Consider the following 19,338-nt stretch of genomic DNA (forward strand, 5'->3'; position numbering starts at 1 on the left):
TCTGGCGTTGAGTAATTTTATAGCATGCTATAGCAATGCTGGAACGCGGCGATTACGCCGGTGGGAGAGCATTGATGAACGACAGGCTTGCATCGCCGCAGGGTGATACCCCTGCACATGTCCGTCCCTTTGTGATCGATGTTCCCCAGTCGAAACTCGACTGGATCGCACAGCGTCTGGACGATGCGGAATGGCCTGATCCGGCGGAAGGGGATGCCTGGGCTTACGGCACGGATGGTGCCGCATTGCGCGATCTCGTGCACCATTGGCGCACTGCCTATGACTGGCGCGCGGGCGAGGCGGCGATGAACCGCTTTCCCCATTTTCTGGTGGATGTGGAGGTCGATGGGCGGCCCTATACCGTGCATCTGATCCATGTCGTCGGCGAAGGCCCCAATCCCAAGCCGGTGCTGATCACGCATGGCTGGCCCGGGTCGTTCGTGGAATTTCTCGATGCGATCGACCCGCTGACCGATCCGGCCGCGCATGGCGGCGATGCGAACGATGCGATGACCGTCGTCGTGCCCTCGCTGATCGGTTACGGTTTTTCGTCGAAGCCGCACAAGCCGATCGGGCCGCGCACAATCGCCAAGGCGTTCGATCAGGCGATGGCGGCACTGGGCTATCGCGATTACGTGGCGCAGGGGGGCGATTGGGGATCGGCCGTATCCGGGTGGCTGGGCTATGAAGGGGCCGGCTGCAGCGCGGTGCATCTCAATTTCACGTTCGGCTGGACCCGGCCGGACGCGCAGCCGGAAACCGAGGAAGAGATCGCGGCAGCGCATGCGTTGGTTGACCGCTGGCGGACCGAAGGTGGCTATATGGCGATCCAGTCGACCAGACCTGTCACCCTGTCCTATGCCATGGCGGACAGCCCGCTGGGGGTTGCGGCCTGGATACTCGAGAAATTCCAACGCTGGTCGCAACTGCCCGGCGGCGATCTCTGGGCGATCTACACGCGTGACCGCGTGCTGGACAATATCATGATCTATCTCGTGACGGGCACGTTCGGGACGGCCGCATGGCTTTATCGCGGTGTGCTCGACGAACAGGTGCCCCCCGGCGCGCGGGTGGAAAAACCGGTGGCGATCGCCAACTTCCCCGGCGAACTGTCACGCTTCCCGCGCTCCACAGTGGAGAAGAGCTATAACGTGGTGCGTTGGACCGAACTGCCACGCGGCGGACATTTCGCCGCGATGGAACAGCCCGCGCTGTTTGTTGACGAGCTGCGGGAATATGTGCGCAGCCTGCGCTAGCCACTACTCGTGAAAATCCACCATTTCCTCTACGGAAGCGCGCGGGGGCTTCACACCGGCAGAAGGGTGATCCGGATCGGCATAGCCGAAGGAAATGCCCGCCAGAATGCGCTGGTCCGCAGGGATGCCCAGAATGCGGTGGGTGGTCGCGGCATAGCCGCCCGCGGCACCCTGTGGGCAAGACCCCAACCCGGCCGCGGTCAGCGCGAACATCAGGCTCTGCATGGCTTGCCCGCAATCGGCCAGTTCGCGTTCACCCGCCCAGTCCGGCACGCAGAACAGCGCCAGATGCGGGGCGTCGAAGAACACGTAATTGCGCAGTATTGAAGCGGTGCGGGCGGCGATATCCTCCCGCGCGACACCAGTGGCCGCAAAGAGCCGCTTGGCCGCGTCGATCTGCCGTTCGCGAAAGCGCCCGGGATAGGGGCCAGCCTCGGGAATGTCGTGATCCGGGGTCAGCCCTGCCCGTGCCTGTTCCAGCATGGCCTTGCTCAACCGCTGCAACGCGTCCCCGCTGACGATATGGATATGCCACGGCTGGACATTGCAATTCGACGGCGTGGCCAGCGTGATATCCAGCACACGCTTGATAATGTCCTGCGGGACAGGGTCTGGTTTGAAAGCGCGCACCGAACGCCGCACGGAAGCGAGCCGGTCAATCTCGTCTAGGCTTTGCAAGAAGCGGTATCCCGTAATCAGAATCGATGACGACAGAATGATCCGTCTGCCCGGCCAGTTCAAGGTTTAGCATTGCCCATTGCCCGGCTGGTGGGGAGGGGTACATTCGGTACAAGGCTGGGCAATGCACCCGCCGGGTGGAGCACCGGTTCGTCGATCAGATGGAATCGGGAAGTAACAGGGAGAGGTGGTTTGGATTTCGAACTGGTGGACGTCTTGCGCGACGGTGCGTTGACCGTGATCACGATCAATCGCCCCACCGTTCACAACGCGCTCAACGAACAGGCGCAAAGGGAACTGGCGGCAGCATTCGATGCGTTCGAAAACGACGATGGGCAATGGGTCGCGATTATTACCGGCGCCGGGGACAAAGCCTTCTGCGCGGGGCACGATCTCAAGCAACAGGCGCAAGGCGGGGCTATGTACATGCCGCCTTCGGGCTTCGGCGGGATCGCGGGGCGGTTCAGCCTCAACAAGCCGGTCATCGCTGCGGTTAACGGGGTCGCCATGGGCGGGGGGTTCGAGATCGCACTGGCCGCGGATATCATCGTGGCCGATGCGCGCGCGCAGTTTGCCCTGCCCGAACCGAAAGTCGGGCTCGCGGCACTGGCGGGCGGTATCCAGCGCCTAGCCGAAGCCATCGGGATGAAGCGCGCCATGGGCATGGTGATGACGGGGCGGCGGGTCGATGCCGCCGAAGGGCTGCAATTGGGTTTCGTGAACGCGGTCGTGGATGGCGATGTGTTGGGCGCCGCGCGGCAGTGGGCGGAACAGATGCTGGCGTGCAGCCCCATGTCGATCCGTGCGTCAAAGCAGGCGATGCAGCGGTTTGCCGGAATTTCGATGGAACAGGCGCTGCAGGAACAATGGGCCTATCCTGCGGTCCGCGCGCTGTTGTCATCCGAAGACATGGTCGAAGGCCCGAAAGCCTTCGCGGAAAAGCGCGCGCCCGCCTGGAAAGGGCGGTAAAGGGGCCAGGACAGCGAGAGGAAGGACAACGGAATGCGGATTGATGGTCTTGCCGCTATCGTTACCGGAGGGGCATCGGGGCTCGGCGGGGCGACGGCCGAACGACTGGCGGCACGGGGTGCGAAAGTCACGATTCTCGATCTGAACGCGGAATTGGGGCAAGCCCATGCCCGTTCGATTGGCGGCCACTTCATCAGTGTGAACGTGACCGATGAAACGGCGGTCATGCGCGCGCTGGAAGAGGCGGAGGCCCGGCACGGCAAGGCGCGCATTCTGGTCAATTGCGCGGGGATCGCCCCCCCGGCCAAAGTCATCAACCGCGATGGTTCGCCGATTGCGCTGGACGATTTCTCACGGCTCGTGTCGATCAACCTGATCGGCAGTTTCAACGTTCTCTCCCGATTTGCATCGCGGATTGCCGATGCGGATGTGGGCGATGAGGAAGAACGCGCGGTGGTGATCAACACCGCCAGTGTTGCCGCGTTTGACGGGCAGATCGGGCAAGCCGCCTATGCCGCGTCAAAAGCGGGCATTGTCGGCATGACTCTGCCGATCGCGCGCGAATTTGCGCGTTATGGCATCCGGGTCATGGCCATTGCGCCGGGCATTTTCTGGACACCGTTGCTGGCTTCCCTGCCGCAAGATGCGCAGGATTCGCTCGGGCGGCAGGTGCCGTTCCCCAATCGGCTGGGCAAGCCCGAAGAATTCGCGCTGATGGTCGAACAGATCATCACCAACCCCATGCTCAATGGCGAAACGATCCGGCTGGACGGGGCCATCCGCATGGCGGCGAAGTAGCGCCTGCCCCGCTACCCCTCGTGCGTTGCCGGGGCGGCAGGTGGTCAGGCGAACAGTTCCGCACTCTGACGCAGGGGGCGCTCACCGTTCCAGGTCTCGTGCACCGCGCGCATGCTGTCCCACATGTGTTGGACGCTATCGGCCATTTCATAAATCTCGATAAAGCAACCCAGTTGGGGGCGTGCATCGACGTAGGCCCAGGGGCCAGATCCTTCCAGCGCCGCTTCGAAATGGGGGACTATGCCGATGGCCGCGTGCCGCCGCAGCGTTTCGTGATAATCGCCGGTGCGGATCATGAAATGGTGGAATCCGGGGCCTGACCGGTCAAGATGATCGCGGTAGACCGAAGGGGTCGGATCATCTTGCTGGATGAGTTCGATATTCATGCCGCCATGGAAGGCGAAGGCCGCTTCGTAGCGCAAGGGGCCAGGCTTGCCGTGGTACCGGCCATCGGGGACCACGACTTCCTGTGTGAAGAAGGGGCCTGCACCGACAACGGCCCAGGCTTGTGCGGCGGCGGCGATATCATCCACGACATAGGCCAGTTGAACGATCTCTTCGCCAAAGGGGGCGAAAGCGGGGGGGCAATCATGGCATGCGTCCTGTTCAGATCGGGGGGAAGCGGAAAAGTGAACGATGGGGGGCAGGCATTACCCGGGATGGCGCAGCATGCCCCCTTCGACGCGCAGGGCGGCACCATTTGTCGCCGATGCCTGGGGGGAGCAGGCGTAAACGATCATGGATGCCACTTCGTCCACTGTCGCGAAGCGGCGCAGCAACGATGTCGGGCGAATGCTATCGATCAGGTGCCTTTCCGCCTGTTCCAGCGGCAGGTCGTTTTCCGCAGCATAGTTCTTCAGGAAATCGTCCGAATTGCTCGATGCGGTGGGGCCGGGCAAGACGCTGTTCACGGTAACCCCGGTACCTGCGGTGAGTTCGGCCAGCCCCCGGGCGAGTGCGATCTGCGCGGCTTTGCTGACACCATAATGGATCATGTCCGCCGGGATGTTCAGGCCGGATTCCGAAGCCACCAGCACCACCCGGCCCCAGTTCCGTTCCAGCATGCCCTTCATGAAGGCCCGCGCCAGTCGTACACCGGACATCACGTTGATTTCGAAATGGCGCTGCCAATCGGCATCAACGGTGTCGAAAAAGGCCGTCCAGTCGAAGGTCGCGGCGTTGCAAATGAGGATGTCGATGTCCTGTATCTGCCGGGCGACGGTATCCGCGCCATCCGGGCTGGCGATGTCCGCGGCGAGCCCGTGGAAGGTGGCCTGGGGCACATCCCGGCGGAGCGAGGCAAGGGCTTGCGCAACGGCATGGTCGTCCCGGCCATTGACGATAACCGTGGCGCCGGATTCCGCCAGCAATCGCGCCGTGCCATAGCCAATCCCGCGCGTGGAACCGGAAACGAACGCGGTTCGGCCATCGAGCCTGATTTCCATCACAATCCTCTCTCATTATCGATCAGATTGTTCTCGCATGAAATACTTACATACGCAAAAAGATAATATAGGACAGTTAAATGCCTTTTTGCGTAAGTTGCATCTTGTGCGAAACATCCGTGATGCACCCAGGCCTACGGGTCTATGTTTCCGCGTTTCATCCGTTTGAGTGATGCCTGAACCACACACCGGGGCCGTTACTTGCGTGGACCAAGGTCTGAATATTTACCGCAGTGTCCATTCCAACTATAAAAATCCCCGTATTGCCAAAGGCAAACAGGGAGGATGGAAAATGAACGGCAAAAAGACATTTAAATACATTGTGATGGCATCAGTCAGCGTACTGGGCGCCAATGCCGCTTACGCGCAGGAAGCTGCGGGCACGAGCAGTTCCGGTATCGAGGACATCATCGTTACCGCGCGGCGCACGGCGGAATCGATGCAGAGCACACCGGTTTCGATCTCGGCATTTTCGCAGGACTTCCTGGAAAAGCAGAATGTCATGCAGGTGGACAAGATTGCGCAGTTCACGCCCAATCTCACCATTTCGCAGCAGCCTTCCAGCCTTTCGGCCGCGTCGATCCTGATCCGCGGCGTTGGCCAGACCGAACCGTCCGCCGTGGCGGAACCGGGCGTTGGCATGTATCTCGATGGTGTTTACATCGCGCGCACCGGCGGTGCGATCCTCGATCTCGTCGATCTGGAACGTATCGAAATTCTGCGCGGTCCGCAGGGCACGCTGTTCGGCCGTAACACCATTGGCGGTGCGGTGCAGCTCGTCACCCGCAAGCCGACGGATGAATTCGGCATCGAACAGAAGCTTGGTTATGGCAGCTTCGACAGCTGGTATAGCAAGACCACGCTGAACACCGGCTACATCGCAGGTTCGCCGTTCAAGGCGACGATTTCCTACCAGCACCGCGAAAAGGATGGCTGGGTCGACAACAAGCTGTCGAAGCGCGATCCCTATGGCCTGAACAGCGACGCGATCTGGGTGCGTCTCCACGGCGATCTGGCTGAAAATTTCAAGATGGATTACAGCTTCGACTGGAACAAGCGCGATGGCCAACCGGCCTATTTCCAGCTCGTCGCCGCATCGCCTGCTGTGGCTGAATACTATGGCCGTTCGGAATCGCTCGGCGGCGACCCGCTGATCTTCAGCCGCAAGCGTCTGCGCGAAGGGCTGCAGGAAGGCTTCACTGACCGCAAGGGCAACTATCGTTGGGATTCGCGGGCGAAGTCGGTCGGCCACTCGCTGACCTTCGAGTATGATGCGAGCGAGGCCCTGACGTTGAAATCGATCAGCGCCTATCGCACGTTCGATCAGGATACGATTCTGGGCCTGAGCGGTAACGGCAATCTGCTGGGTGTGGTGTTCGATGCGCTCTCGCCCACACTCACCTCGGTGCAGCGCGTTACGCCCTATCAGGGCAACAACGCCCCGCAGAAGCAGAAGCAGTTTTCGCAGGAATTCCAGGCGACTGGTAAAGTGGGCGATTTCAACTATGTTTTGGGTGCCTATTATTTCCATGAGAAGGCGAGCGAGTTCAATCACCAGCATCTGACGCTGGTGACGCCGGTGGCAGGCCTGATTTATTATGGATTTGATCAGGGCACGGTCGATTATCTCGCTGGCCTGAATCCGGGGCTCGACCTGATCGGCATCAACGCATTCCCGCCGGGTCGCTTCGGGGGCAAGGCGACATCCTATGCCCTGTTCGGTCAGGTCAGCTGGCGTCCGTCCTCCATGGATGACAGGCTCGAAATCACCGGCGGCCTGCGTTACACGTGGGACAAGAAGTCGCTCTACATCGATAATGATGGCAACGGCACCGCCGATGTGAACGGGAAGAAGAACTTCACCAACCTGTCGTGGCTCGCGTCGATCAATTACAAGATTACCGATGGCGTGATGGTCTATGCCCGTGCCTCCACCGGTTACAAGAGCGGCGGTTTCAACCCGCGCACCAATACGCTGAACGGGTTCGACCCTGAAAAGGTTGTTTCCTACGAAGTCGGGCTGAAGGCAGACTGGCTGGATCGCCGTTTGCGGACCAACCTCGCGCTCTACTACACCGACTACAAGGACAAGCACATCAACCAGTTCGCTTCCGGCTCTGGTGGTGCGACCTCGATCATCCTCAACGCGGGCAAGGCGCGCATTCAGGGTGTCGAACTGGAAGTCACCGCGCTGCCGGTCGATGGTCTGACCTTGTCCGGTTCGCTGGGCTACACCGATCCGAAGTTCAAGCAGTTCGCGTTCCGCGATCCTCAGACCAACGTTCTCGAAGACGTGGCGGATGAGGCGCGGTTCTCCAACGTTCCGAAGCTGAACTGGAATGCGGCGATCCAGTACGATTTCCCCGCATTCGATTTCGGTGCACTGTCGGCACGGGTGAACTATTCTTATCGCAGCAAGATGTACTTCTTCCCGCTCGATCGGGTGAACATTTTCAACAAGGATATCGCATCGCCGGGTCAGGGCACCCTGTCGGCACGCCTGACCCTGTCGGATGTGGCGTTGAGCGATCGTGCGAAGATGGAAGTCTCGCTCTGGGGTGAAAACCTCGCCAACAATGACAAGCTGGCTTACGGCATCGACTTCGGCGGGCTGGGCTTTGGCGGCGCGTACTTCGCCGAACCGCGCAGCTTCGGGGTCGACGTCAAGTTCAGCTACTGAGACCGAAATACAACTATGTGTTCAGGGGCTGCCGGAAACGGCGGCCCCTTTTTTCTGCGCGGAAAAGGGTGGATTTTGTATGGAATTCAAGCGATCCTGCATGTTCGGGGCGTCACCCTGTGCATGAGGGAGCAGCAAACGTGACAGACGATCGATCCACGATGGGTTTTGGCGCCCGTGTTGCCATGGTTTTCGCTTTGCTGGGCGGTGCCGCAGCCCTATCCGCCGCCACGCTGAGCGCCGCCGATGCCGTGGCCGCGCGCAAGGCGAACTTCAAGGAAATCGGCGGTGCGTTCAAGGCGATCAACGACGAACTCAAGGCCGGGGCGCCCGACGTGGCGAAGCTTCGGCCGCCTGCCCGCACTATCGTCCAGCGATCCCATCGGATAAAGGATCACTTCCCCGCTGGCAGCGGGCCGGATTCAGGCCTGAAAACCAAGGCGCGGCCTGAAATCTGGAGCAATCAGGTCGAATTCGGCAAATATCGCCAGGCAATGGTCATTTCCGCCGGCGCGTTCGACAAGGCGGTGCGCAGCGGCGATCTGGCCGCGATCACCAAGGCGCGCGATGCGCTGGGCACGAGCTGTCAGGGTTGCCACAACCAGTTCCGGGAAAAGTGATGGTGGGCACCGGGTCAGGTCGTCGCATGCGGATCTGGGATCTCCCGGTTCGCCTGTTCCATTGGCTTCTGGTCCTGCTGGTCGGATCGGCGTGGTGGACGGCGGAAGAGCACCTGATCGGCCCCCACCGGCTGATCGGCTATACCATCCTGACACTGGTGGTTTTCCGGCTGGCATGGGGTTTCTGGGGCAGCACGACGGCACGTTTTTCCCATTTCGTGCGGGGCCCCGGTGGTGTTGCATCGTATATCGGCAACGATCTGTTCCGCCGTGGCACTGTGTCGGGGCCGGGGCATAATCCGCTCGGCGGATGGAGCGTGATCGCTATGCTGGCGCTGCTGTTGGCCCAACCGTTGCTGGGTCTTTTCGCCATCGACGTGGATGGGCTGGAATCCGGGCCCTTCGCGCATTTCGTCTCGTTCGATACCGGGCGCTGGGCGGCGGAAACGCATGAACTGGTTTTCAACCTGCTTATGGTGGTGATCGCGTTGCATGTGCTGGCGATCCTCTTTTACCGGGTGTTCAAGGGCGAAAATCTGGTCAGTTCGATGTTCACCGGTTCGCGTGATGCGTCCGGGGATGCCGCTGGTTTGCGCTTCGTTTCGCCGGGTCTCGCCCTGTTGCTTGTGGTGGCGGTCGGCGTGATCGTGTGGCTGCTGGTTGCCGGTTTCGGTCAGACCTGACGGGCCTTACCCGCTGACTGGGCGGCGATGCCGTTACCCCAGGGCCGGGATCAGCGCGAGGCGATCCAGCGCTTCAGCCAGTTCGTCACGATTGAGCGCGCCGGGGTTGTCCAGCCACCACGCGAGAATGGCCAGCATGGATGAGACCATCTGTGTGATCAGCAGTGCGCGCGGGAATCGATGCGGTGCGGTGTCCGGCATGGCGGTGGCGCCCTGCACCACGCGATCGGTGATTTTGCGCCGCATCTCATCGCCCGCGCCAACCAGTAGTGCATGGCAGATGGCCCGCCTTTCATCCACGAAGCGGGCCAGAATCATCGCCGCGTTGCGCGTGTCTGCCGCGGTCGGCACGCGAATCTCGCCCATCAGTTCGTCGATGAATTCGCCTGCAATGGCTGTCAGAAGGCTGTGCTTGTCGGGATAGTGCCGGAAGAAGGTGGCATAGCCGATGCCTGCTTCCCCTGCGATGGCGGTCACCGTGATATCGGCGAACGAGACCCGCTCCGCCAGAGACAGCAATGCGCGATGCAGCGATGCCCGCGTGCGGATCACCCGCGCATCATTATCCCTTGATTTTCGCGCCCGAAATGTCAATTTATGATCCACACTATATCATAAGTCGGCAAGTTGTTCGGATCATGGCTACGCAGATGCAAGCGAAATCACAATGCCCGGTTTCCCATAGCGGGGAAGACATGCGCAAATCGGCGCATGTTGCCGGGCGCGGCGGCGTCGCCAGCGTGCGCGAAGCGGTGACCGATTTTACCGCGGCACGCGCCATCCTGCGCAATCCCGAGGCGAGCCAGGCGGGATTTCTCGCCGATCTGGCGCGGCGCTTCAGCCGGATGAAGCAACCGATCCTGTTCCTTTCGGGGGAAGAACATCGCCGCCAGCGCAAGGCCACCGCACGGTTCTTCGCACCGCGTGTCGTGACCGGGCGTTATCGCGATCTCATCACCACCGAAACAGCCCGGTTGATTGCACAGTTTCGCCGCGATGGTGCCGCCGATCTCGATGCGCTGTCGCTCGATCTGGCGGTCACCGTGGCGGCCGAGATCGTTGGCTTGACCGAAAGTGATGGGCTGGCCATGGCGCAGCGCCTCGAAGCGATCACCGGGGGGCAGGGCACGTCCAAATGGGCGATTATGAAAGTGCTGCAACTGTTCCGGCGGCAGTGGCAGGTGCGCCATTTCCTGAAAAACGATGTGCAGCCCGCAATCCGCGCACGCCGGGCCAATCCCCGTGACGATGTGATCTCGCACCTGATTTCGGAAGGGTACAACGATCAGGAAGTGCTCACCGAATGCATCACCTATGGCGCGGCCGGGATGATCACCACGCGCGAATTCATCACCATGGCCGGATGGCACATGATGGAAAATGAAGCCCTCAAGGCGCATTTCATGACGGTGGACGATAACGGCAAGATCGCCCTTCTGGAAGAAATCCTGCGGGTGGAGCCTGTGGTTGGCACACTGTATCGGCGCTTGCCCGGTTCCGACTGGATTCACGGCATCGATGTCCGCGCGGCTAATACGGATGAAACCGTCACTGGCGCCTGTCCCTTCGCGGTCGATGCGGACAGAACCATCTCGGCCAAATACGGCGGTGCGGTCATGGCATTTGGCGATGGCGAACACCGCTGTCCCGGCGCGCAAGTGGCGATGCACGAAACCGCGATCTTCCTCGAAGCTTTATTCGCGGTACCGGGTTTGCGACTCGTGCGGGCACCCACGGTGGGGTGGAATCCCTTGATCACGGGGTACGAATTGCGGGGGGCCGCCCTTATTTGTGACAGCGATGCGGCATGATTGCTTGATGGCTCTCCGAAAACGGGAGTTTTCTCCCGATTTTCAGGGCCGCACACTGAATTATTATATGGTATAATAAAATATTGACCGGGAGTGGGCGTACCGGAATAATCATGGTCAGATAAGGGCGCCCGGCAAAGAGCGACGCAACAAGCGGAGAGATCGTATGGAACGCGCCGAACGGATCGCGGTGGCAAAGCGCCTGCTGGCGATGATTGACCGAAATGAGACCGAATACGGCGAAGAACCGGCGTGGGAAGCGGATATTGGCCGCTTCACCGACAAGGAACGGTTCCTGAAGGAAAAGGAAGAATTTTTCCATCAGCGCCCGCAAGTGATCGCCTACACCGCCGATCTGCCGAAGAACGGTGATTATTACGCGACCGAACTGGCGGGCAAACCGATCCTGTTGACACGCGGCAAGGATGGCCAGGTACGCGCGTTTCTCAACGCCTGCCGCCATCGCGGGGTGCAACTGGCCGAAGGCTGCGGGCATGGCCATACGTTCACGTGTCCCTATCACGCGTGGACGTTCAATTCGCATGGCGATCTGATTGGGGTGCCCAGCCGCGATGCCTTCGACGGGCTGCTGTCCGATCGTGGGCTGATCGCCTTGCCGGTGCATGAGGAAGTGGGTCTTATCCTGATCCACCCGCAGCCCGATGGTGAACTCGATTTCGATGCGTTCATGGGTTCGATGAAGGGCGTAATCGCGGGTTACCATTACGAAAACCTGCGGTTCATCAAGGAATTCCGGACCAAGGCCCGGATCAACTGGAAGCACGCGGTAGATGGCGGTGTGGAAGGCTATCATGTGCCGTTCCTTCACCCGGAAACCGTAGGGCCGATGACGCTGCCGCAGTTCATTCACCTCGATTGCGGGTTGCATCACACCCTGATCACCACGCAACCGGATATCGCCAAACTGCGCGACCTGCCGGAAGAAGAATGGCCGGAATACTGCAATTTTTCGACCACCAACGCGATTTTCCCGAACACCGTTGTGGGTGTGGGCGAAATGATCGGTTTCTTCCAGCGCAGCGATCCGGGCGCCGAACCGGGCGAATGCGACTATATCTTCCGGGTATATGGCTGGGGCCATAATCCCAGCGAAGAAGACCGTATGCGCGACGATTATGTCGCGGACATGCTGATCCGCGTGGCGATGGACGAGGATATGAAAGCCCAGTCCAATTCCCAGGTCATGATGGAAGCAGGCGCTGTGCCTTCGATCATCTTCGGTCGCCGCGAACAGAATGTGTCACGCATGCACCGCAATTATGACCGGCTGATCGGCCATGATGCCGAAGCCGCGCTCGCTGCCGAAAGGTTGAGGGACGCGGCGGAATAGCATCCGCACAGACCGCGGCGGGGCATAATCGGGGCTCCGTGGCGATCACTATGCAGGGCCGAAATGCATCGGCCGGGGAAGAGGCCCTCAGCTCCATCTTCCCCGGCCGTTTGCTATCTGGCGTCCGGCACCGTCAGGATGGCATCCCGTAGAGGCGCAGGAAATGCGGCTGGCCGGTGTGGCTGGTTATGCCGCCATCGATGACAAAATTCTGCCCGGTAATATAGCTCGCCTCCGGGCCGGAAAGAAACACCGCCAACCCGCTGATTTCGTCGACGGAGCCCGCCCGGCCCATCGGGATCAGCGTTTCCCATTGTTCGAAGGTCGACGGTGGCATCTGTTCGGTGGAGGGCGTGCGGATCAGGCCCGGGCTGATGCAGTTGGCGCGAACCCCCTGTGCACCCAGTTCGATCGCGAGGGACCGGGTGAAATTGATCACCCCGGCCTTGGCCGCGTTGTAGGCGCTGAAGCCCGGATCACCCGCCACCCCGCAGATGGAGGAGATGTTGAGGATCGATCCCTTGCTTTCCAGCAGATGCGGGATGGCAAACTTCGCGCCGTAGAAGCACGAGTTCAGATCGGTGGCGATCACGTGGTGCCAGATATCAGGGTCCAATTTCGCGACGGGGCTGAGCATGCCCGATCCCGCGTTGTTGACCAGCACATCCAGTCCGCCGAATTCCTTCACCGTGAAGGCGATCAGTGCTTCCATATCGTCGATCTGGCCGACATCGGTTTGCGTATGGCGCACACGATCGGGCGACGCCATACGGGCGGCTTGCGCCTCCAGTTTGGCCGTGTCGCGCCCGGCGATCACGACGCGGGCACCAGCCGCGAGGAAGCCGTCCGCCAGCGCCGCACCGATACCCGAACCCCCGCCCGTAACGATAACCACCTTGTCAGTCATGTCGGCCATGTCATTCCGTCTCCTCTTGCCGAACGGGTCTCCTGCCCGTTTCGGACACCGCTTCTCGATAGCGTGCCTGTCCGGCCTAGGGAGCATGGCCGCGCAGGGCAAGGACGATGGGCCTCAGCCCTGGCCGGCCGTGCAGGAATCTGTGTGAAAGCGGAGCGTTTTCAGAATTCGACCTGTTCGAAATCGGCTTTGGTCATGGCGCATTCGGGGCAGACCCAGTCATCGGGGATATCGTTCCAGCGGGTGCCCGGCTTAATGCCGCCGTCCGGATCGCCCAGTGCTTCGTCATAGACGTAGCCGCAGCCCGGGCATTGCCAGACCATCATGATGCGCCCCCTTCCGGTTGGGCGGGCAACACCGTGTCGAACGCCACGGGAAGATGGCGAACACCGCGCAGAATCGCCCCGGCGGGGGTCACAGGCTGACCGGCAAGGCGCAGGCCCGGCAAGCGATCGAGCAAGGTCGACAGGCCAGTCAGCAGTGTCGCGCGCGCCAGATGTGCCCCGATGCAGACATGCGGGCCGCCGCCGAAGGTCAGCATCGGCTTGTGGTTGCGGGTCAGGTCGAAACGATGGGGATCGGCAAAAACCTCGGGATCGTGATTGCCGGGGGCATTGCCGAACAGAACCCAGGACTGCGGGGGGATACGCACCCCGTGCATTTCGCAACCGCTGACGGTGAAGCGGTTCTGCAAGGCCACCGTGCCGAACAGGCGCAGGCTTTCTTCCACGGCGGCTGGGCGCAGTTCGGGTTGGGTAAGCAATTGCCGGTGGAGGCTAGGGTCGGCGAGCACCGCATTTATCATGCTGCCCATCGTCAGATAGGTCGTGTCGGACCCGGCGGGGAAGAGCAGGCGGGCGAAGCTCAGGATATCTTCGTCGTCCAGCTTTTCGCCTTCCACTTCGGCCGTGGCGAGAAGGGAAATCAGGTCGTCACGCGGTTCAGTGCGGCGGGCATTGATCACGGGCTGGAGGAATTCGGTCACCTCCGCCCGTGCCGCGAGCGCCTGTTCAGGGGCAGTATCGAAGGAAAACAGCGCCTCTACCCATTTGATCAACTGGGCGCCTTCTCCATCCGGCAGGCCGAGCAAGCGGGTAATCAGATACATCGGCAGCGGGCGGGTGAACCGTTCGACCACGTCCACCGCGCGTGCGCCGGCAAAGGCGTCGACAAGTTCGTTGGCGAGCGGCTGGATATGGCGATCGACGATGGCCGGTATTTTCTGGGGCAGCAGCGCCCGAGAAATCAGCAGGCGCTTTACCCGGTGTTCTTCCCCGTCGAGCGCCAGCAGCATCTTGTCGCCCATGGCCTGCGCCGAATGGCGTTGATAGGCTTCGCTGCATGGGAATGTTGCGTTGTCGCGATAGGCTGCGCGCGTATCGTCGTGGCGCAGGATAAGCCACGCGATCTGGCCGTAATAGCGAACCGGCACCACGCGTTCCCCGGCCGTGCGCAGCGCATCCATCCGTTCATGGAAGTCGAGCACGTCATCCAGCGCGAAGTCGATTTCCGGATAAACGGGCGTGGCGTCGATCGTTGTGGTCGCGTTCATCGGGACCTCTCCAAATTATTATCGTTTGATATCATATTGCAGGGGAATCGCTACGATATGGGTATGAATATCTTGAAATAAGGGAAGTATCATGCGATTCTTTCGAAATTAAATTATCGGATGATATTTTTTGGTCAGGCCAATCAGCAAGGGTGCCCGCACCGCGCTGCGCATTATGGATGCGGCGGAGATGCTGTTTGCGCGGCAGGGGTATCAGGGTACCAGCCTGCGCGATATCGCGGCGGAAGCGGGGTTACGCGAACCGGGCCTCTACAATCACTTTCCCAACAAGGAAGCGCTATACGCAGCAGTGCTGGAGCGTAGCCTGCGGCCGATGGAAGACCGTATCGCCCGTCTGCTGGAAGGGGGTGCGCCTACTGCAGCCGATGTGCTGCGCCTGCCTGTCGAAATGCTCCATCTCAATGCAGAGCATCCCCACATGGCGGCGCTGTTCTATCAGGCCATTCAGGCGCTGCACGAAGGATCGCCCGCGGGCAGCGCTGCCCAATGGATCCAGCGCCTGTTCCTGATGGGCCGCGACGTCAATCGGCAGGTCATGCCCGGCGACGACGAAACGGTGATCCTGCAGGGCGTGGCCATGTTCAACTTGTGCTGCGGCTATTTTCTGGCAGGCCCCTTACTTGGCGAATTGGCCGGTATAGATACACAATCGCCGGCGGCGCTGGAAAAACAGCAGCGGCTGATTGAACGTGTCATGCGCACGTTTCTGATCGGCTGATATACCCATATCGACAACAGGAGAGGATACAGAGAATGCGCAAACCGGAAGACGTCGTTGATGCGATGATCGCGGCCTGCAACGCAAGGGATATTGAAAGCGCGCTGGCCTGCTTCGATGAAGACGTGTTCTACCACAATGTCCCGTTGGAACCTGTGACCGGCCATGCCGGGGTGCGCGCTGTGCTGGAACCGTTTCTGGGCGCTGCGCAGGAAGTGGACTGGGTGGTCCACAAATCGGTTTCCAACGGGGTTGATTGCGTGATGAACGAACGCACAGACCGTTTCCTGATGCCGAAAGGCTGGGCGGAGATGCCGGTCATGGGTGTGTTCGAGGTGAAGGATGGCAAGATCAGCGCCTGGCGCGACTATTTCGATCTGGCCGCGGCCAAGCCCCTGCTGGAAGGCTGATATCGGCCTGTCATATCGCTGGAAAGGAAAGCGGGGATGCAGCCGCGCCGCATCCCCGTACAGGTCTGACCATAGGTCTGACGGTTTGTCCGCTTATTCTGCGGCTTCTTTGATCAACTGCGCGGATTGTGCGCCTTCGCTCCACACATCGGATTCGGCAGCGGTGTTCACATCTTCCACGCCCTTCATCCCGATATGGGCGCGGGCATCGGGTTTCGACATGCCCAGGATCGGCTCCATCTTGGCAAGGAACCACGGATCGGATTCGCGGCCAACCCGCATCCCGTTGGTGATGTGGCGCGACATTGCGGGCCAGGTCGAGGGATAGTGGATGATTGTGCGCGTCAGCGTGGGTAGCGCCATGATCGCCAGCAGCGTGCTCAGTTCGCCAGCCAGTTCAGGATCGTCGAAATAGGCGAAGTAGCCTTCGATGCGCATGAACAGAGGCGTCGTTTCGCCTAGGAAATCGAACCCGGCGCCGCCGAGAAGGTGATCGAAATCGTGCGTCTGGCCGGAACGCAGATCCCAGTAATCCAGCATGCTCTGCGGACGCCAGGATGGATTCATCTCGATCCGGGGATCGAGGACGATTTCGAAATTGTTGGCCGTGAGGTAATGATAATATTCGCCGCCAGCAGTGTCGGGGCCGTATTGTCCAAGGTCTTCGCGGGTATAAGTCGAAACGAACCCTTCTTCGAAGAAATCGCCCAGTTCCGTCTTCGTCTTGCACTGATCGGCCAGCATCTCGTTGATGCGCTTCTCATCGCGGATTTCATACAGGGCCTGAAACAGGTTCGGCAACGCATAGGTCATCGGGAAATCGCGCCCGTTCTTGCGCAGCGTTTCCTGCATGACATATTCCCGGATCACCGGGTGATTGAGAAACTTGGATGAACTCACGAGACGGGATGAATGCGTGGAAATCTGTTCCAGCCCGCGCATGAAATAGGGAATATCTTCCTGCATAGATCCTCCAGAAAACGTATTACCGGCCAGACGCCAGGCAGGTACAAAACGATGAAATCTGCCTGTCTTGTTCGATCTGCTATACCGGGCTGAACGCGTCGATCAGCCTTGGCCGATGATCGGTTGCATCGCAGCGGATCGAATGTCTGATCGCACCTCTCCAATGTTCTTGTTGTCGGCCGGGACTCGCCGCCGCACGATGCAGAGTATACCTATTATCGGGGCAATCAATACGGAACGGCGTGTCCTGTTAAAATTGCCTGTGGCTCGTTCCTGCGATTGCGCTAGGTTCATGCAAAACCAGAACGAGAGGTGCCATAGATGTTCGTGAAATTCGTTTCTGCCGATCGCGTGCCGGTTGTCGTCAACGCCACGCAGGTGACATTCATTTCCAGCGTCACAGAAGGGACGCGCATCCGTTTCGGTGAAGGGCGCAGCGTTACGGTTACCGAGCCGATGGATGAGGTGCTCAAACGGCTGGACCAGACTAGCCAGTTACCCTCTGGCTAGCCCTGATCCGGTCCATCAATGCGGCAGATTACCTGCGGCCTGGCGGCGGTGCTGTCGGGATCGTGATGACGCTGCCCGCAACGCAACTGATCGAACCGATGTTCACCCCGCCATAGTTGAGGTATCCCGTGCGGGGAGAAGGCGGATTATGTGGCGCTTCGATCGGTGAATAGAGAAAGCAGATCGTGCCGTCGATCGGATCGCGCATGCGCTGTATGACCGTGTCGGCCAACGGCGCGGCGTAGACAGCCTCAAGCTGCATTTGCGGCAGGTTTTGCCATCTCGGCCCTTCCTGAGGTGCCGGTTGCTGGTTTTGCGGAGAACGCCGCGGGGTGTTGTTCTGTGCCTGCGCCGCGGTCATGGCGGAGGCAAACAGGGCGATTGCGGCACAAACGAAACGGGCGCGGCTCCAGTTCATGAATTTCCCCTTTGTGCCCAGGAGGCGTCTGACCTCCTGGGCATGGTGGCATGTGTTACGACTGCGATCAGAATTCGGCGGCAACGCCGACACGGCCGGCATAGCGATCGCCACCGCCGTTGCTGAGCCCGCCGTGCAGCACGATCGGCGTGTCGGAATTCAGGCGATGCGCGATATTCACACCAACGCCGGTATGATCGAGCCACTGGCTGCCTGTCGCCGCGATGGTGGTCCGCCCCGGCGCGCTGGGCATGAACACCGGCCCCATGGCGATGGCGGCGGCCACACCGGCCCGGCTTTCGTTGCGCACCGCGCGCAAATTGTGCTGGGTCTGCGCGAGATCCAGCTGGACATCGGCCAGTTCGTCCTGGGTCTGGGCAATCGCGGCACGCGCTTCGTTCAATTGGCTGACGTTGACCGCATCGGTCGGATCAATACCGGCTGCCAGATTGGTAATGCGCCGTTCGGCACCCGGGGCGCCAACCGAAACAACATTATCTTGCGCGGCGATGGAACCGGCGCCGATCGCAACAGCGTTGTTCCCCGTGACACTGGCGCCGGTTCCGAGAGCGAGGCCGTTGGTGCTGGTGGCCGAAGCCCCGGCACCCAGTGCGGCCGAACCTGCCGCAGTTGCTTCTGCCCCATTGCCCAGGGCAACAGCGTCGTTCGCTCCGGCCGTGGTCCAGGCGCCTAAGGCAACGGCGCCTGCTGCCTGCGCGCGGGCCTGATATCCCATGGCGACAGAATTTACCGCGCCGGCCGATGCGGAGGCACCCGTGCCGACGACTGATGCGCCATGCGCGCCTTCCCCTACAGCCGCGCCATAGCCAAAGGCATTGGCGGCCGAAGTATTGGCAGCAACGCTGGCCCAGTTGCCCACTGCTGTCGAACCGCCGGAATTGGCATCAACCCGCGCATTTCCGCCTAGTGCCGTGGCGCCGCCGCTGCCAGCCCCGACCGATGCGCCACTACCAAAGGCGCTGCCGCCCGTGGCGCCGGTCTGAATTTGCGATCCGGCGCCTATGGCTGTGCCCCATTCTGCGTGGGACTGTGCCCAGTAGCCGACGGTGGTCGACACCCCGGAATCGGGGCCGACAAGGGCTTGCTTGCCGATAGCCACCGATCCCGCAGAATTCTGGCCGACCCCGGCCCAATCGCCCAGTGAAACCGACCCGGTGGACTTCGCTTGGGCATCGGCACCGATCGCAACGGAGCGTTCGGAACCGGTCCCGACTACGGCCCCGTAACCGATGCCGATGGCCTGCGCGCTCTGGACGTTTGCCCCCCATTCGCCGCCACCTGCGCCGCCACCGGAAATGGAGACGGCACCCGGTTGGCTGTTGGCGTTGCCGTTACCCAGCGTGCATCCGGAATCGGCAGGCGCGCATTGCGCATATGCGACAGCAGGTGAAAGCAGTACTGCGCCGCAGAAAATCGAAGTAAAACGAAGTGTTATTTTGATCATGACCTAAATCCCCCTGGTTATGACGGGGTAAGTCATATTGTGCATCCTTTTTATTCGCAATAATCTTGTTA

The 19,338-nt window shown here is 60.8% G+C and carries 21 protein-coding genes; 11 read left to right on the plus strand and 10 right to left on the minus strand.

The window, feature by feature from the left end:
- Window positions 1-74 precede the first annotated feature (74 nt).
- The gene (locus tag EGO55_RS10150) at window positions 75-1,256 is read left to right on the plus strand and encodes an epoxide hydrolase family protein (protein WP_052023643.1); all 1,182 of its coding nucleotides are present in this window, start codon (window positions 75-77) and stop codon (window positions 1,254-1,256) included.
- 3 nt (window positions 1,257-1,259) lie between these two features.
- On the opposite strand, the gene EGO55_RS10155 is transcribed toward EGO55_RS10150, so the two are convergent.
- Complete coding sequence (locus EGO55_RS10155) at window positions 1,260-1,934, minus strand: nitroreductase (RefSeq protein WP_021689522.1); 675 nt, start codon at window positions 1,932-1,934, stop codon at window positions 1,260-1,262.
- Window positions 1,935-2,126: 192 nt separating this feature from the next.
- Here EGO55_RS10155 and EGO55_RS10160 point away from each other — a divergent pair, with 192 nt between their 5' ends.
- Both EGO55_RS10160 and EGO55_RS10165 read left to right on the plus strand, forming a co-directional pair.
- Window positions 2,127-2,903: an enoyl-CoA hydratase-related protein gene (locus EGO55_RS10160; protein ID WP_021689521.1), complete on the plus strand. Its 777-nt coding sequence runs from the start codon at window positions 2,127-2,129 to the stop codon at window positions 2,901-2,903.
- 33 nt (window positions 2,904-2,936) lie between these two features.
- On the plus strand, window positions 2,937-3,701 hold the full coding sequence (locus tag EGO55_RS10165; protein WP_021689520.1) for an SDR family NAD(P)-dependent oxidoreductase: 765 nt from the start codon (window positions 2,937-2,939) through the stop codon (window positions 3,699-3,701).
- A 44-nt stretch (window positions 3,702-3,745) separates the two neighbouring features.
- Here the strand turns inward: EGO55_RS10165 and EGO55_RS10170 are convergent, their stop codons facing one another.
- Window positions 3,746-4,348, minus strand: coding sequence for a VOC family protein (locus EGO55_RS10170; protein WP_124916757.1), 603 nt, complete (start codon window positions 4,346-4,348; stop codon window positions 3,746-3,748).
- Window positions 4,349-4,351: 3 nt separating this feature from the next.
- A complete protein-coding gene (locus EGO55_RS10175; RefSeq protein WP_021689518.1) occupies window positions 4,352-5,146 on the minus strand; it encodes an SDR family NAD(P)-dependent oxidoreductase in 795 nt (264 codons plus the stop codon).
- A 292-nt stretch (window positions 5,147-5,438) separates the two neighbouring features.
- Between EGO55_RS10175 and EGO55_RS10180 the strand changes: the two genes are divergently transcribed.
- The 3 genes from EGO55_RS10180 (at window position 5,439) to EGO55_RS10190 (ending at window position 9,129) form a co-directional block, all read left to right on the plus strand.
- Window positions 5,439-7,826 carry a TonB-dependent receptor gene (locus EGO55_RS10180; RefSeq protein WP_021689517.1) on the plus strand — a complete coding sequence of 796 codons (2,388 nt, stop codon included), beginning with the start codon at window positions 5,439-5,441 and terminating at the stop codon, window positions 7,824-7,826.
- Between the two features lie 140 nt (window positions 7,827-7,966).
- Window positions 7,967-8,446 (plus strand): c-type cytochrome, encoded by a 480-nt coding sequence (locus tag EGO55_RS10185; protein ID WP_124916758.1) that lies wholly within the window; start codon window positions 7,967-7,969, stop codon window positions 8,444-8,446.
- Between the two features lie 26 nt (window positions 8,447-8,472).
- Window positions 8,473-9,129 carry a cytochrome b/b6 domain-containing protein gene (locus tag EGO55_RS10190; RefSeq protein ID WP_052023655.1) on the plus strand — a complete coding sequence of 219 codons (657 nt, stop codon included), beginning with the start codon at window positions 8,473-8,475 and terminating at the stop codon, window positions 9,127-9,129.
- 33 nt (window positions 9,130-9,162) lie between these two features.
- Here EGO55_RS10190 and EGO55_RS10195 read toward each other — a convergent pair whose 3' ends face one another.
- Window positions 9,163-9,681, minus strand: a complete 519-nt coding sequence (locus tag EGO55_RS10195; RefSeq protein WP_021689514.1) for a TetR/AcrR family transcriptional regulator — start codon at window positions 9,679-9,681, stop codon at window positions 9,163-9,165.
- 98 nt (window positions 9,682-9,779) lie between these two features.
- On the opposite strand from EGO55_RS10195, the gene EGO55_RS10200 reads away from it, so the two are divergent.
- Together EGO55_RS10200 and EGO55_RS10205 are read left to right on the plus strand one after the other, a co-directional pair.
- A complete protein-coding gene (locus EGO55_RS10200; protein WP_235694124.1) occupies window positions 9,780-10,940 on the plus strand; it encodes a cytochrome P450 in 1,161 nt (386 codons plus the stop codon).
- A gap of 166 nt (window positions 10,941-11,106) precedes the next feature.
- Window positions 11,107-12,291, plus strand: coding sequence for an aromatic ring-hydroxylating oxygenase subunit alpha (locus tag EGO55_RS10205; protein ID WP_021689512.1), 1,185 nt, complete (start codon window positions 11,107-11,109; stop codon window positions 12,289-12,291).
- 133 nt (window positions 12,292-12,424) lie between these two features.
- Here EGO55_RS10205 and budC read toward each other — a convergent pair whose 3' ends face one another.
- The 3 genes from budC to EGO55_RS10220 form a co-directional block, all read right to left on the minus strand.
- The gene (gene budC, locus EGO55_RS10210; protein WP_021689511.1) at window positions 12,425-13,207 is read right to left on the minus strand and encodes a meso-2,3-butanediol dehydrogenase; all 783 of its coding nucleotides are present in this window, start codon (window positions 13,205-13,207) and stop codon (window positions 12,425-12,427) included.
- Between the two features lie 161 nt (window positions 13,208-13,368).
- The gene (locus EGO55_RS10215) at window positions 13,369-13,533 is read right to left on the minus strand and encodes a rubredoxin (protein ID WP_021689510.1); all 165 of its coding nucleotides are present in this window, start codon (window positions 13,531-13,533) and stop codon (window positions 13,369-13,371) included.
- Window positions 13,530-14,759, minus strand: a complete 1,230-nt coding sequence (locus tag EGO55_RS10220; RefSeq protein WP_021689509.1) for a cytochrome P450 — start codon at window positions 14,757-14,759, stop codon at window positions 13,530-13,532. Before EGO55_RS10220 ends, EGO55_RS10215 begins: the two co-directional genes overlap by 4 nt.
- Before the next feature lie 130 nt (window positions 14,760-14,889).
- Here EGO55_RS10220 and EGO55_RS10225 point away from each other — a divergent pair, with 130 nt between their 5' ends.
- Entirely contained in the window at window positions 14,890-15,498 is a 609-nt protein-coding gene (locus EGO55_RS10225) for a TetR/AcrR family transcriptional regulator (protein WP_021689508.1), read from the plus strand.
- 35 nt (window positions 15,499-15,533) lie between these two features.
- On the plus strand, window positions 15,534-15,908 hold the full coding sequence (locus tag EGO55_RS10230) for a limonene-1,2-epoxide hydrolase family protein (protein ID WP_021689507.1): 375 nt from the start codon (window positions 15,534-15,536) through the stop codon (window positions 15,906-15,908).
- A 93-nt stretch (window positions 15,909-16,001) separates the two neighbouring features.
- Here EGO55_RS10230 and EGO55_RS10235 read toward each other — a convergent pair whose 3' ends face one another.
- Window positions 16,002-16,874, minus strand: coding sequence for a hypothetical protein (locus tag EGO55_RS10235; RefSeq protein ID WP_021689506.1), 873 nt, complete (start codon window positions 16,872-16,874; stop codon window positions 16,002-16,004).
- Window positions 16,875-17,195: 321 nt separating this feature from the next.
- On the opposite strand from EGO55_RS10235, the gene EGO55_RS10240 reads away from it, so the two are divergent.
- Window positions 17,196-17,384 (plus strand): hypothetical protein, encoded by a 189-nt coding sequence (locus EGO55_RS10240; RefSeq protein WP_021689505.1) that lies wholly within the window; start codon window positions 17,196-17,198, stop codon window positions 17,382-17,384.
- Window positions 17,385-17,412: 28 nt separating this feature from the next.
- On the opposite strand, the gene EGO55_RS10245 is transcribed toward EGO55_RS10240, so the two are convergent.
- Complete coding sequence (locus EGO55_RS10245) at window positions 17,413-17,802, minus strand: hypothetical protein (RefSeq protein ID WP_021689504.1); 390 nt, start codon at window positions 17,800-17,802, stop codon at window positions 17,413-17,415.
- A gap of 67 nt (window positions 17,803-17,869) precedes the next feature.
- The gene (locus EGO55_RS10250; RefSeq protein WP_021689503.1) at window positions 17,870-19,267 is read right to left on the minus strand and encodes a YadA family autotransporter adhesin; all 1,398 of its coding nucleotides are present in this window, start codon (window positions 19,265-19,267) and stop codon (window positions 17,870-17,872) included.
- Between the last annotated feature and the right edge of the window lie 71 nt (window positions 19,268-19,338).

Source organism: Caenibius tardaugens NBRC 16725, assembly GCF_003860345.1.
GTDB lineage: Bacteria > Pseudomonadota > Alphaproteobacteria > Sphingomonadales > Sphingomonadaceae > Caenibius > Caenibius tardaugens.

Bases quoted from the DNA above. Each gene is read 5' to 3' on its own strand.
- EGO55_RS10250 (WP_021689503.1), bottom strand. From the start codon at position 19,267: ATGATCAAAATAACACTTCGTTTTACTTCGATTTTCTGCGGCGCAGTA.
- EGO55_RS10220 (WP_021689509.1), bottom strand. From the start codon at position 14,759: ATGAACGCGACCACAACGATCGACGCCACGCCCGTTTATCCGGAAATC.
- EGO55_RS10205 (WP_021689512.1), top strand. From the start codon at position 11,107: ATGGAACGCGCCGAACGGATCGCGGTGGCAAAGCGCCTGCTGGCGATG.
- EGO55_RS10180 (WP_021689517.1), top strand. From the start codon at position 5,439: ATGAACGGCAAAAAGACATTTAAATACATTGTGATGGCATCAGTCAGC.
- EGO55_RS10200 (WP_235694124.1), top strand. From the start codon at position 9,780: ATGCAAGCGAAATCACAATGCCCGGTTTCCCATAGCGGGGAAGACATG.
- EGO55_RS10215 (WP_021689510.1), bottom strand. From the start codon at position 13,533: ATGATGGTCTGGCAATGCCCGGGCTGCGGCTACGTCTATGACGAAGCA.
- EGO55_RS10245 (WP_021689504.1), bottom strand. From the start codon at position 17,802: ATGAACTGGAGCCGCGCCCGTTTCGTTTGTGCCGCAATCGCCCTGTTT.
- EGO55_RS10240 (WP_021689505.1), top strand. From the start codon at position 17,196: ATGTTCGTGAAATTCGTTTCTGCCGATCGCGTGCCGGTTGTCGTCAAC.
- EGO55_RS10230 (WP_021689507.1), top strand. From the start codon at position 15,534: ATGCGCAAACCGGAAGACGTCGTTGATGCGATGATCGCGGCCTGCAAC.
- EGO55_RS10175 (WP_021689518.1), bottom strand. From the start codon at position 5,146: ATGGAAATCAGGCTCGATGGCCGAACCGCGTTCGTTTCCGGTTCCACG.
- EGO55_RS10150 (WP_052023643.1), top strand. From the start codon at position 75: ATGAACGACAGGCTTGCATCGCCGCAGGGTGATACCCCTGCACATGTC.
- EGO55_RS10235 (WP_021689506.1), bottom strand. From the start codon at position 16,874: ATGCAGGAAGATATTCCCTATTTCATGCGCGGGCTGGAACAGATTTCC.
- EGO55_RS10165 (WP_021689520.1), top strand. From the start codon at position 2,937: ATGCGGATTGATGGTCTTGCCGCTATCGTTACCGGAGGGGCATCGGGG.
- EGO55_RS10190 (WP_052023655.1), top strand. From the start codon at position 8,473: ATGCGGATCTGGGATCTCCCGGTTCGCCTGTTCCATTGGCTTCTGGTC.
- budC (WP_021689511.1), bottom strand. From the start codon at position 13,207: ATGGCCGACATGACTGACAAGGTGGTTATCGTTACGGGCGGGGGTTCG.